We start from the raw sequence: 13,421 nt of genomic DNA, 5'->3' as shown, positions 1-13,421 counted from the left end.
CCATGATTATAAGGAGACAAAACGTATTGAATGTCAACTTGATAAATTGTTTAATAGTTAGCAAATTCATAATTTCACATAATGTTTAATGGTTGTTATCAATAATAATTGTTGAATAAATGACAGTCTGTTTTAGCTCGCCAAAGTGTTACAGGCTGTCTCTTTTTTTGTTTCTACATCATAGGTTGTTTTTGGTTAATTAGTTTTTATCTATACAGTTTCCCTTAATCAGAATCTGGTTATTCTTCAAAGGCTGAAATGACAATCCATTTTTCACATAGCTAATACTTTCCAAAACATTGGATAAGGTTTCATTATCAAAGGATGCCGAAATATGACATTCTAAACGTTGTTCATTACTGATTACAAAAGTGACTCCGTACCACTTTTCTAAATGGACCAATGCCTCTTTTAATGTAATATCATCGAACTTCAAGATTCCTATTTGCCAGTTGAGCAACCCTGTGATATCAACATCTTTCTTTGATATACTATCTAATTTTTTATGGAACACTCCCTGCTCATTTGGCAAGAGGTATACTAAACTGTTTTTAGCACCTATTTGCACTTTTCCCGTAGCCACGGTCACTGAAATATCATCACTTTTTGGGTAGGCATTAATATTGAATGATGTACCGAGTACAGTTGTACACACATCTCCGGATTTAATAATGAAAGGCTTATCAGGATTCTTGGCTACATTAAAAAAAGCTTCTCCTATCAATGTTACCTCCCTTGTATTACCAATAAATTTTTCTGGAAATGAAATGGTGCTTCCCGCATTCAATTTTATCTCAGTTCCGTCAGATAGCACAAAATCTTTTCGTTTACCCCAATCTGTAGTTTCAACTATTTGTGAAACGGTTTCAGGAATTTTATTACCCGCATTCAAACCAAAATAGGCTACAACCCCAAGGTTGATAATAACTGCAATTGCTGCGGCTACTTTTAGCCACGATTTTTTCGACTTCTTATTTTGCTTACTGTCTATTCTATGCAACAGTTTTTTACCCAGTTGTTTTTTATGGTCATCACTTTTAAAAACACGATCTTCATTTTTAATAATTAAAGAAGCATCGAACTTTTCTAATAGCTTTTCCTCATTGGCTGTAATGGTACCATTAAGGAACTTGGTCATGAGTATTTTTACTTCTTTTTCGGTCATTATACTATCGTTACAATGATAAGTACCGAAACCGACGGGGTACGCACACTCAAAAAAGCAGGCTTAATGGTTACTTAACAAAACAACCGTTCACTTAACTTTTAGATAATGAAAAGGAAACTAAAGAAAGGAAAACAACGTTTTTGCCACTGCAAGTTCTTTACGTAATTGTCGTAAAGCATAAGAAATTTGATTCTCAACAGAGCGTTGGGAAATATCTAATTGACTGGCAATCTCCTTATTGTCAATATTGTTGACACGACTGAGCCTAAATATCACCTGGCATCTTTTAGGAAGATGAGAGATAACACTATTTATTCTTGTAGATAGTTCTATTACATCATCATTTTGATCCACTTCTGATGCTACAGAAATCGAACCTGCCATTTCTATTTGAATCTTGTTGAATTTCTGGTCTCTTAAATGATTGTAACACTTATAACGAATCGCCTTATATAAGTAAGACTTCATATGATTTACTTCTAAATCATGCCTTCGTTGCCAAAAATCTACCCAAATATCTTGAGCAATATCTTGAGCGAGGCTATCGTTCATAAGAATAGAACAGGCATAAGAATACATAGGTTCCCATAATTCGTTGAACAATGTATTGAATGCTTTTTGATCTGATTTCTTAACACGCAAAACCAAATCTTCAATTTCAATAGTATCCATACCCTTCTTTTTCATAGTTCACAAATCTCCCTTAAATTAATTGAAGTGATATTATAACATTGTAAACATTAGGTAAAATGATCTCTATAGCAAGACCTTTAGATAGTTGCTAAAAACTACTTCCTTGTAGTTATATCCAATACGCTTAATAGCTTCGCGAAAATTTCATTATTCTCGTACACCCCTTGAAATTCTTGTGACATTGGACCGTATGCAAAAACAGGAACCATAACGCCAGTATGGTCATGAGTAGTAAAGTCTGCCTCAATTTCATGTTTAGCAATATTACCTTGCGGTATGGTCAACCCGCCCGTTTCGTGATCTGCGGTTATGACCACCAAGGTATTTTTATCTGTATCGGCAAATTGTAAAGCTTCGGAAATGGCCTTGTCAAAAGAGATACTTTCGGTAATAACACCATTAATATCATTGGCATGCCCATAGCTATCTATTTTAGCGCCTTCTGACATCAAGAAAAAAGGTTTCTTCTTATTATTCAAAAAAGACAATCCATTTTTAGTTGCTAATGCAAGTTTTTCAACATAAACAGCTAAAGGCTTTTCATTAGTAGCATTGAACCATGCCCCAACCTTTTCATCTGTACTCGTCCCAATAGTATTTAGGTCTGTTTTCATAACAAACTCTGTATTTTCAATTTCTTTAACTGCTGAGGTTGGTTGTGAAATGAACAGTTTTAATTGAGAAGTGTACAAGTCTGATGCTATCTCATCGGCCATACCCCGATCAGTACGGTGTGCAAAAAACGAAGAAGGAGTTGCACCAATAATTTCATCAGTAGTAATGACACCTGTATTGAAGCCTTTTTTGGATAAAATTTCGGTTAGATTAGGAATAGCTTCACCACTTACATTGGTCCCTATTGCTCTATTATTCGTTTTTCGACCAGTAGCAATGGCAGTACCCGCACCGGCAGAATCTGTGGTAAAATCATCTGCAGATTGGGTTTTAATCAACCCAATACTTTTTAATTGCGTTAATGACAAATCGCCATTATTTGCTAAAATAGTAGCCGATATTTGTGTTAACCCGTTACCATCACCAATCAATAAAATGATATTTTTTGGTGAGCGCTGTGCTTTATCCGACTCAAAAGTTGGGTAATAGGCCTCAGAAAAAATAGAATTCTGCACTACCCTTTCATTCAGTGAAGAAATATAGCTTACACATTCATTGGGCATATCGGTATTAATAAAATCGACACCCATGTTTACAAAAGCTTTCCAGGCGGATTTAGAGTCTGGTGTAGCCCAAAAACGAAAAGGTTTCTTTAATTGATGTGCCTGTGCTATGACCTCTGTTACCTTATTATAATCTTGAGAGGTAAGCCTGCCTTTACCGTTCCATTCAGAATAGTTCTTAAAACTAACACTTACCAAGGCAATTTTATCAAGTACTTCTGTATCGGTTACCGGTTGCACACTTTGATAGTCGAAATAAATATAATTTGGATAATCTACATATTCTTCTAATGCCGGGCGGTTACCAGAGATGACAATTTTTACATCCTTATTGCTGATTATCGAAGGATACTTTCTTAGACTAGCTACAATAGCATCTAAAGTTTTATAAGCATCGGTCTTTACATCAATCAATAATTGCAAAGATCTATTGGCTGACAAATTTAAATCTAAAGCTTCTTGCAACGGATTTAAATAGAGCCTCTCTAATGTTTTATTTTCTTCTATTTCACCTTGTTCATGGGCAACCATTAACTTTCCGTTCTTATAAAAAACATCTACTTCAATTGACTGCACCTCTGCACCAAAAGCTTTCCAAAAGGGAATATTCTGCTTATAATCGTTATGGGAATGAACTTTATAATCTTGGGCAACAGCTACAAACATGTTTATAAACAGCAAGCAGGCTATTGGTAATTTTAGAAATTTCATATGTCTATTGTATAAGTATGGAAGTTTGGTCAATAAGTTTAAGGGGGTAGTTATACCTCCATAAAATTTAACAGATTGCAAAAGTGAGGTCAAAATTTCATTATTATTTTAAGTTAAGGTCAAGTAAACATTAAGATGTTATGAAAATGCTCATATCTATTTTATTTTTTTGGCAAGCTGAAAGACTTTTTTATTTATTTTTGAAAACTACCATAACCACCAATGACCGAAAATATAAGACAAATGTTCAGTAAAATGAACGACGAAACTCGCGAGGAAGCTTTACAACTGTTAAAGTCAGAGTTTAATTTGGAAAGCACCAAGTACGTTAAAAAAAACTGGATTATTGGCGGTCGTATTCCTGAAGAAAACCAAGAAAGAATAGTTCGTATTTTTCAAAATCTTCTTAGAACCCAGGTTTTTAAAATCAATGAAATTAAAGTTCAACTTTAATCTACACGAATTTTTCACTTTAGTATACCTAGAATTTTGAGTCTAACAAAAAACCGATACACTATGAGGATGTACCGGTTATTCAACTAACTCAAACTTATTCTAAACTCAATGCAAAGATGCATTCATTTATTAAGGTCAAGTTTATCTAAACATCAAGGTAAGTTTAAATTCTTTGTATTTTTTAAACCTGCTGGAAAAAAAGTTAATTAGAATTCAACTTTTATAGAAATTCAAATACTTAGTATAATTATTTAGAATATCCCCTTTAGTGGGTATTGTTCAGAAAGTTGACTTCCCATAGTTTTATACCAGTATTTGGAACAGTTAATTGAGTTAGTTGTTAGTTGTAAAAATCCGTCCTCCCCACAAGAGGGCGGATCTAAACTGGAAAAAAATGCAGAGACAAAAAGAGGAACTTCAAATTTTAGCACTTATAGGAGAGCAAAAAATTAAAACGATGAAGACAAACTATGAACTAACCGAATCTGAACTATTACACATTATTAAACTTCATCATAAAAGAAGTCATCAAAAAACTACCGACGTTTTAAAGACATTGAATATTTTTTAGACCAAGCCCTTCATGGAAATTGCCTATCAAAATCGGGGGAACTAGAGAAGCAACGAAAATGAAGGGCTTGGTTTTTATGTTTTTTGTTAAAATATCACTTATTCTTACATAACATATAAGTTAATACACTAATAAATATACCGATAGTTGTTATTAACAAGGGGTGTTAATAACATTTGTGTGCATTTCATCGAATAAAACCAACTTTTCGTCGTTAATGAATAAAGTTTAAATATTTTCGAAATGCGCTAATAAAATAGCGAGATAATTTTTACCACCAACTACATGAAATTATACCCTACCAAAACCTTTTTCGTCCCTTTAGCAGCTGTTGTTTTTCTATTAAGTTTATCTTCTTGCGGGAAGGACTATGATCTTGTTTCAGAATATGTAGTAAGAGAAAACGCTGAAAAAGTAATTACAAAAAATACTTCAGATAATAATAATTTTGAAGTAACGAGCAGTGATAAGATTGTTGCCGTTAGCAATTAATTACACTAGACTAATTATAGATTTTATTTGGTTTTAGCTAACCGATAAATCTTTATTTTACCACATAGACAGTTAGATAAATCTAACTACACTCATATTTAAAAAGCAATTCTCTTGTTTTTATTACTATTTCACAGTAAGGGTACACCTATCTTTTTCTATAACCTTTCAACTTACATAATTAAATAACCTATTAACATTTAAAGGTTATCTTAAACCCTAAGAGGGTACACCTATATTATTGCATTTTCTACTAACTTTGCAGTATTAAATCATTCTCCTCTTTTTGTACACGATAATTGACATAGAAACTACCGGAAACGGTATTAAAGGCAATCGCATTACCGAAATCTCCGTATTTAAATATGACGGACATGAAGTTATAGATGAGTTTACCTCTTTAGTAAATCCGGAATGTGAAATACCTGCTTTTATTACCGGACTTACAGGTATTGACAATGACATGGTACGCAATGCTCCATTGTTAGAAGAAATAATTCCGCAGATTGTAGAAATTACCAAAGACACGATTTTTGTAGCCCACAGCGTCAATTTTGACTACAATGTCATCAAAAACGAGTTTAAACTTTTAGGACATGACTTCTCTAGAAAGAAATTATGTACGGTTCGTTTATCCAGAAAATTATTACCGGGCTATAACTCTTACAGTTTAGGAAAATTAACAGCAGCATTAGGAATACCCCTAACTGATAGGCACCGCGCCAGAGGTGATGCACACGCCACAGTCTTATTGTTTCATAAATTATTGAGGACGGAAAATGCAGACACGGTTTTTAAACAATTCTTGAATTCAAAATCTCAAGAGGCTACTTTACCTCCTGGGTTACCAAAAGAAGAGTATCTAAAGCTACCAACAACCGCAGGTATATATTACTTTAAGGACCAAAAGGGAAAAATTATTTACGTGGGTAAAGCCAAGAACATAAAAAAAAGAGTTCTTGGACATTTCTACGATAAAAAAACAAAAGAAATCACCCTTTGTGCAGAAACTGCTTCGTTAGATTTTATGGAAACTGGTAATGAGCTTATTGCTTTATTGAAAGAATCAGCTGAAATTAAACACCACTACCCTAAATATAACAGTGCTCAAAAAAGATCTATTCAACAATACGGCATTTTCACTTATGAAGACCGTAACGGCATTATACATCTTGCGTTCAATAAAATAAAGATGACTCCTAATCCGGTTGCTATTTGTTATAGTCCGACCGAGGCCAGACAGTATTTAGAAACGCTATGCAGCACTTTTGAGCTTTGCCCAAAGTATTGCCATTTACAAGAAAATGTGGCAGTTTGCTCGCACTATAAAATAAAGCAGTGCATAGGTATTTGTTCTGACTTAGAAATGGTAGAAGAATACAACCAACGCGTTCAAGAGGCTTTACAAAGTATAAAAGACGTTGCTTCCACGCTGGTCATAAAAACCAATGGAAGAACATTGGATGAAAACGGATTTGTGGTCATAAGAGAGAATAATTATGCTGGTTACGGATTTGCCCCTAACGATGTAGCTATAGAACAAATTGAAGACCTTGAAATGTTCATTACACCACAAAAAAATACGCTGGAGACCCAGCGTATTGTTGAAAGCTATGTACGAAATCATCCCACAGCTGTATTTGCATTCTAACCTGAAGTGATTATAAGGTTGTAGGACAAACGTAATCCGTCTTTTCTAAATCTTCATTTTTAAGTGCACCATATCCACCTTTCACATCAATTAGATTGTGAATTCCCCTACTTTTTAAAATAGACGATGCTATTACAGAACGGTATCCGCCGGCACAATGTACCAAGAATTCTCCCTTATCAGGAAATTCAGATAAATGCTTGTTCAGTTCACTCAACGGTGTATGAACAGCCCCTACCAAATGCTCACTTATGTATTCCCCATCTTTACGAACATCAAAAATACCGACATTTCCTTTATCGATCAGGTCTTTGGCTTCTGATGAAGTAATTGAGGTTATTTGGTCTATTTCCTTACCTGCCGCTTTCCAAGCTTGAATTCCTCCTTTTAAATATCCAATAGCTGAATCGAAACCTACACGCGATAATCTGGTGATTGCTTCTTCTTCCTTTCCTTCAGGAATCACCAATAACAAAGGTTGTTTGGTATCGGCAATTAAATCACCCACCCACGGAGCAAAATCACCATTAAGACCGATAAATATGGATCTTGGTATATGACCTTTTATAAATTCGTCTTGATGTCTTACATCCAACACCAAAGCTTCCGTATCGTTCGCTGCTTTTTCAAACTCATTGGGTGACAACTCAACATTACCACGATCAAGCACATCACCAATATCCTCATAACCTTCCTTATTCATCTTTACGTTCAAAGGAAAATATTTAGGCGGTGGTAACAGACCATCGGTTACTTCTTTTACAAATTCTTCTTTGGTCATATCTGCCCTAAGCGCGTAATTCATATTCTTCTGATTGCCCAAGGTATCCACAGTTTCCTTCATCATATTCTTACCACATGCAGAACCTGCTCCGTGCGCAGGATATACAATAACATCATCTGCCAACGGCATAATTTTAGTTCGTAAACTATCAAACAACGTACCTGCTAATTGCTCTTGCGTCATGTCTGCAGATTTCTGTGCTAGATCTGGTCTACCTACATCGCCCAAAAACAAGGTGTCTCCAGAAAAGATCGCATGGTCTTTACCATTTTCATCTCGCAATAAATAGGTCGTACTCTCCATAGTATGCCCAGGTGTATGCAACACCTTGAACGTAATCTTACCCAATTTAAATTCTTGTCCGTCTTCGGCAATTATAGCATCAAAAGAAGGGTTTGCGGTAGGACCGTAAATTATAGGCGCACCAGTTTCCTTTGATAAGGTTACATGACCGCTAACAAAATCTGCATGGAAATGTGTTTCAAAAATATACTTGATTTTTGCATTGTCATTTTCGGCTCTTTTCACATACGGACTCACCTCACGCAATGGATCAATAATAACTACTTCACCATCACTCTCAATATAATATGCTCCTTGAGCCAAACAACCAGTATATATCTGTTCTATATTCATTCTACACTTTTTTATTTTTAAAATATCTCTTCACCTTTAAGGTACGAGATTTATTTAATTTAGGCTTCTTTTTGCTCTAGCCATTCTACTATTTTCATAAGCTACTTTTGCAGCCAATAATGAAATTTCATTTGGGTCGTCAAAGAAATCAACGGCTTCTTTCGTTTTTACGAATAAAAACTCTCGCTGCAATTCTTTGATTATACCCGTATTAAAAATGATATCTCGTGTGGGTCCTATTGCTCCTGCAATAAAAAATTGAAGTCCTCTTTCACGTATATCGTGTATGAGCTTTGATAGCATATCCGCTGCAGTAGCATCTATATAATTAATGGATTCAGCATTCAAAATAATACCTTTTAACTGAGGTCCCTTTGCTTTGATATGCTTTAATAACTGCTTTTTAAAATATGCTGAATTACCAAAGTACAATTGCGAATCAAATCGAACTATTAAAAGATCATTACGCACTACCACCTCATCTGCAAAACGAATCACATTTTTGTAATAGTCTGAGTTACCTATGTTACCAATCTCCACAAAGTGCGGTTTAGATGTTCTATACACCATCAACAATAAAGAACATAAAACCCCAATTAAAATTCCTTGCGTAATACCTACAAACAGCGTAATCAGAAATGTAATCAACATAACAAAAAACTCATCTTTACGGTTGAGCCATAAATGTTTAAAGTAGGCAATATCTATAAGTTTTACTACGGATACCATAATGATACTCGCCAAAATAGCATTGGGTAAATATTGAAACAAAGGAGTTAAGAACAATAATGTCAATACCACCAGAACAACACTGAAAATTGCGGACAAGTTGGTTTTAGTACCAGCTTCATAACTAATTGCCGATCTAGAAAAGCTTGCCGTTACCGGATAACCTTGAAAAAAAGAACCCACAATATTTGATGAACCAATAGCAATTAATTCTTGATTTGCATCTATGGTATCTTCACCTGTTTTATCTTCTATAGCTTTACCAATAGAAATTGCTTCTAAATAACCAACTAATGCCAAAGCAATGGCAATAGGCGCTAATTTTTCCATGTCTACAACATCAAATGAAGGCATAACAAAGGATGGAAATCCACTAGTAACTTCACCAACCAGCTTTATACCGTAAATATCTAATTGAAATAGATAAACAGCCAATATACCTAACACCACTATTATTAAAATTCCCGGTATATTTTTATTCCACTTTTTAAAACCTAAAAGAAGAACAATACCGACCAAACCAATACTAAAATCTACCCAATTGATTTCGCCTAGTTTATAAAAGATATTAAATATGGTCTCATAGATTTTATTACTTCCTGCCACGGAAATACCTAATAAATGCTTCAGCTGACTAAGCACTATTATTATTGCTGCAGCAGAGGTAAAGCCACTAATAACAGGTTTGGAAAGAAAATTAACTAGAAAACCCATACGAAGCACCCCTAGAATAAACTGAATTGCACCAACCATTAAGGTGAGCAAAACAACCATTGTAATATAGTTTTCTACACCTGTAATTGCCAAAGTTCCTAATCCTACAGCTACCAAAAGTGAATCCATAGCAACAGGACCAACGGCTATTTTTCTTGAGGTACCCAATAAGGCATATGTAAGTATAGGCAACAGAGAGGCATACAGCCCATGAACCGGTGGAAGACCAGCGATCATTGCATACGCCATACCTTGTGGTACCAATACGATACCCACGGTAAGACCAGCCAACAAATCTTTTATGAAGTAAGCTTTTTTATAGGTTGAAACCCATTCCAAAAAAGGGAAAATGTTTTTCACTTTGTAAATTTAATCAATTCAGAGGGCACTAATGCGAAATTAAAACGATAACATTAGGCATTCAAAAGCCTATTAAATTCCAAAGCTTTATCTACCCAAAAATCAAGATCATCTTCAGCATCAAATCCATCTGGACCAACGAATAGAAAACCGCGCAAGGGTTTGCCCGTAAAGTCCATTGGTCTGCTACCAGGTTTATTTAGTAGTTCTTCATAATTCAATTTACCCACCCTGACCATTAATTTATCTTCTTCGGTTTTCTTATCGAACATGATGCCCAAACACATTTTACCATTGACCATGAATGTGAGACCGCCCATCATTTTCTTCTCTTCAATCAAGCCTTTTCCTTTTAACCTTGGTCTTACCCTATCTGCCAAATACTCACTATATGCCATAACCTAGAAATCAAGTTCTTCCGGTTCAAGCTCATTGTATACTACTTCTTGCGTAACTGATTCTATATTTCCTTTATAGCTTTTACCACGAAGTTTGCCTACGGTATGCGCTTGCAATAATATATTGTTATTAGAGCTTAGCAGCCCTTTTAATTCCTTTTGAAAATCTGCGGATGAAGTTAGCCACTCCTCTTCCAAATCTTCAGAAAGCATTAAAGGCATTCTTGGCTCTTTCAGTTTTGGATTGTTATGAATTTTAGCCATCATACCATTACCTTTTGTGGTTACAATTGAGAATGAATTGATGATACCACCATGCTCAGGATGTATCCATTCAGACCACAAAGCAGCCAATGCTAATGGTTCATTATTTTTTCGGTGAATGAAAAACGGATAGGTATTATTATTAAAATGGTGATGCTCGTAAAATCCATCGACATAAAATACACAGCGCTTTTCATTGGCAGCATCTCTAAAAGAAGGTTTGTCAAAAATGGTTTCGACCCGAGCGTTCAAGGTACTGTTCCAAATTTTCTTTTGTTGTTCAACACTATTTACCCAATGCGGAATAAGACCCCAAGTAGCTACCATAGGGTAAAACGGATCTTCGTTTGTATAAATTAAAACCTCAGGATGCGAAAAACCCGATGCATGGTGAAGCGGTAAATCTGTCAACGGCCCCAATTTTTCAACGATTTCTTCAATCGCCTTTAAATCTTGACTTCTCTTTGCCCTTTTTAATTGCGCCTCTAAGCTGGTTTTTACATCATAACACATACACTACCCTTTAGTGATGAATTCTAAACTATACCGGTTTTAACGCTACAGCAAAAATTGCAGGCTCATCCTTTAATACCATAAAGCCTTCAGCTAAATCATCTTGTTCCACAGCATACGGATAGAATGTTATGGGCTCTATACAGACCATATTCGGTACCTCCGTCCAAAGCATAAAATGACTAAAACCTTCGGATGTTATTTGTAGCGATTTCTCATCTTGCAAAGTAATAACATCTGTATTTGGCACTTGTAATGCTCTACTACCAACTTCCATCACCTCTGGTATGGTAATGTTTTGTTCGCCGGCGGAAATAATAGCATTATTGCTATGCAACATAAATGCAGGGTGATACCCTAGCATAAAAGGCATGCCCTCTTCACCAGAAATTGAAAACGTAACCACCAACGAGTTGTCTATTAATTCAAAGGACTTTATAAACTCAAAATCGTAAGGCCAGCTCAGCTTCTCTACGGTAGATTTTTTAGGATACTTTGAATTTAAAACGGCTGTATTTGCTGTATATTTTTTAGAAAATACAGCTTTACTTGCTGAGCTTTCCATTAACTTATATTTCATTTCACGTAGCAGACCGTGCTGATCTTGAGTAGCGAAACCTTTAGGGGTTTTTACTTTAAAATCCGCCTCATTTGTTGGTCCGATCAACGGAAACATTTCAGTATCTACACTGCGCCACCCAGGGCTTCCCTTTTGGTGCATAAATTCATAACCAGAAACTTGGTAGCCTACCAATTCTCCCGCTTCAATTGTCACCTGTTGTTCACCTACTTTTAATGTTGTTATATTACTCATTTATCAATCTATAAATTAATAATGCTGTTCTTTTCGTTAATGCTTCAATAGTATTCAAATTCACTGTTTCTTCGGGAGTGTGAGCTGCATTACCCATAGTACCCAATCCGTCTAAGCAATCTACATACTCCGCCACAAAAGAAGTATCTGCCGCGCCTCTTTTACCCGGGTCGTATGCCAAAACCTCACCTTGTTTTAAATCTAAACTCACCTTGTTCAGTTTTGTCAGTAACGCCTTATTACCTTCTGTTGGTTGCATGGCAGGGTAACTATCTTTGAAAGTTACTGTTGCAGATGTATGTGGTAAGTTATTTGCCACTATGGCCCGCATGTTTTCTCGAGCGCGTTCTTTTTGTTCTTCGGATATAAAACGTAATCCTCCACGGACTTCTGCTTTTTGCGCCACTACATTAGTCTTGCCAAAAACAGTTCCCTTACTGGTCATTTCATCGAATTCCACAAAAGTACCACCAACTAAAGTACCCGGATTAAAAGTCAATAAATCTTCGCCCTTTACATCTGTATAAAATCCGTTCAAGATTCTAGACATTTCAAAAATGGCTCCTGCACCTGTGTCTTCACTAAAGATACCAGATGAGTGCGCTCTCTTGCCCTCTACTTCAACTTTCCACCCTGAAGAACCTCTTCTTGCAACAGTTGCATAATTGAACCCGGTAGAGTTTTCAAAACCTAAACCTATGTCACTTCTTTTGGCAGCTTCAATTAAGTCATGTCTACTTTTTTCTAACGGACTACCTGTGCTTTCTTCATCACCCGTAAAGGCAACAATAATTTGAGCATCATTTAGCAATCCGTTTTGTTGTAATGCTTTTAGCGCATACAGCACTATAACATCGCCACCCTTCATATCATTACCACCTGGTGCATGTGCGATAGAATCGTTCACCATTTCAAAAGTTTGAAACGGACTATCTTCCTCAAAAACCGTATCAAGATGACCAATTAGTAATAACTTCTTGCCTTTGGTGCCTTTAATTTCTGCAAATAAATGACCTGCCCTATTCATTTCTTCGGGCATAGGTATCCAAGTACTTTCAAAACCTATATCTGTGAACGCAGTAGCAAATTCTTGTCCTACCATCTCAACACCTTTAAGATTTAAGGTACCGCTATTGATGTTTACGACTTTTTCTAAAAATGAAATTGCCTCGGCATTATTTTGCTCGATAGATTTAACAACCTTCTTCTCGTTTTTTGAAAGTTTCTGTGCATTGACACCTGTCAATAAAAACACAGCAATTAGAGTACATAGTAATTTATGATGCATG

General features: G+C 35.6%; 13 protein-coding genes. 4 read left to right on the top strand and 9 right to left on the bottom strand.

Going from position 1 to position 13,421, the window contains the following annotated elements:
* Positions 1-199: 199 nt before the first annotated feature.
* The 3 genes from UH1x_RS12840 to UH1x_RS12830 all read right to left on the bottom strand — a co-directional run bounded on the left by UH1x_RS12840 (position 200) and on the right by UH1x_RS12830 (position 3,750).
* Positions 200-1,165 (bottom strand): FecR family protein, encoded by a 966-nt coding sequence (locus tag UH1x_RS12840; protein WP_482622062.1) that lies wholly within the window; start codon positions 1,163-1,165, stop codon positions 200-202.
* Between the two features lie 120 nt (positions 1,166-1,285).
* Positions 1,286-1,855 carry an RNA polymerase sigma factor gene (locus UH1x_RS12835; RefSeq protein WP_036152289.1) on the bottom strand — a complete coding sequence of 190 codons (570 nt, stop codon included), beginning with the start codon at positions 1,853-1,855 and terminating at the stop codon, positions 1,286-1,288.
* 101 nt (positions 1,856-1,956) lie between these two features.
* Positions 1,957-3,750, bottom strand: coding sequence for an alkaline phosphatase (locus UH1x_RS12830; protein WP_482622060.1), 1,794 nt, complete (start codon positions 3,748-3,750; stop codon positions 1,957-1,959).
* A gap of 222 nt (positions 3,751-3,972) precedes the next feature.
* Between UH1x_RS12830 and UH1x_RS12825 the strand changes: the two genes are divergently transcribed.
* From UH1x_RS12825 to UH1x_RS12810, 4 genes are all read left to right on the top strand, one after another.
* On the top strand, positions 3,973-4,203 hold the full coding sequence (locus UH1x_RS12825) for a hypothetical protein (RefSeq protein ID WP_482622059.1): 231 nt from the start codon (positions 3,973-3,975) through the stop codon (positions 4,201-4,203).
* Between the two features lie 397 nt (positions 4,204-4,600).
* Positions 4,601-4,777, top strand: coding sequence for a hypothetical protein (locus UH1x_RS12820; protein WP_482622057.1), 177 nt, complete (start codon positions 4,601-4,603; stop codon positions 4,775-4,777).
* A 285-nt stretch (positions 4,778-5,062) separates the two neighbouring features.
* Complete coding sequence (locus UH1x_RS12815; RefSeq protein ID WP_396632052.1) at positions 5,063-5,269, top strand: hypothetical protein; 207 nt, start codon at positions 5,063-5,065, stop codon at positions 5,267-5,269.
* A gap of 286 nt (positions 5,270-5,555) precedes the next feature.
* Positions 5,556-6,920: an exonuclease domain-containing protein gene (locus UH1x_RS12810; RefSeq protein WP_482622055.1), complete on the top strand. Its 1,365-nt coding sequence runs from the start codon at positions 5,556-5,558 to the stop codon at positions 6,918-6,920.
* Between the two features lie 10 nt (positions 6,921-6,930).
* Here UH1x_RS12810 and UH1x_RS12805 read toward each other — a convergent pair whose 3' ends face one another.
* The 6 genes from UH1x_RS12805 to UH1x_RS12780 are packed head-to-tail and all read right to left on the bottom strand — an operon-like array spanning position 6,931 to position 13,420.
* Positions 6,931-8,340, bottom strand: coding sequence for an MBL fold metallo-hydrolase (locus UH1x_RS12805; RefSeq protein ID WP_482622053.1), 1,410 nt, complete (start codon positions 8,338-8,340; stop codon positions 6,931-6,933).
* Between the two features lie 54 nt (positions 8,341-8,394).
* Positions 8,395-10,143: a SulP family inorganic anion transporter gene (locus UH1x_RS12800; RefSeq protein WP_482622052.1), complete on the bottom strand. Its 1,749-nt coding sequence runs from the start codon at positions 10,141-10,143 to the stop codon at positions 8,395-8,397.
* Positions 10,144-10,196: 53 nt separating this feature from the next.
* Entirely contained in the window at positions 10,197-10,541 is a 345-nt protein-coding gene (locus tag UH1x_RS12795; protein ID WP_482622050.1) for a TfoX/Sxy family protein, read from the bottom strand.
* A 3-nt stretch (positions 10,542-10,544) separates the two neighbouring features.
* Positions 10,545-11,318: an SOS response-associated peptidase gene (locus tag UH1x_RS12790; RefSeq protein ID WP_482622048.1), complete on the bottom strand. Its 774-nt coding sequence runs from the start codon at positions 11,316-11,318 to the stop codon at positions 10,545-10,547.
* 28 nt (positions 11,319-11,346) lie between these two features.
* On the bottom strand, positions 11,347-12,132 hold the full coding sequence (locus tag UH1x_RS12785; RefSeq protein WP_482622046.1) for an aldose epimerase family protein: 786 nt from the start codon (positions 12,130-12,132) through the stop codon (positions 11,347-11,349).
* Positions 12,125-13,420, bottom strand: coding sequence for a M20/M25/M40 family metallo-hydrolase (locus tag UH1x_RS12780; RefSeq protein ID WP_482622045.1), 1,296 nt, complete (start codon positions 13,418-13,420; stop codon positions 12,125-12,127). The genes UH1x_RS12785 and UH1x_RS12780 overlap by 8 nt, the downstream gene beginning before the upstream one ends.
* Position 13,421: the final 1 nt, after the last annotated feature.

This window comes from Maribacter sp. UH1 (genome assembly GCF_056839145.1).
This window is presented reverse-complemented; position numbering and strand designations above follow the sequence as displayed.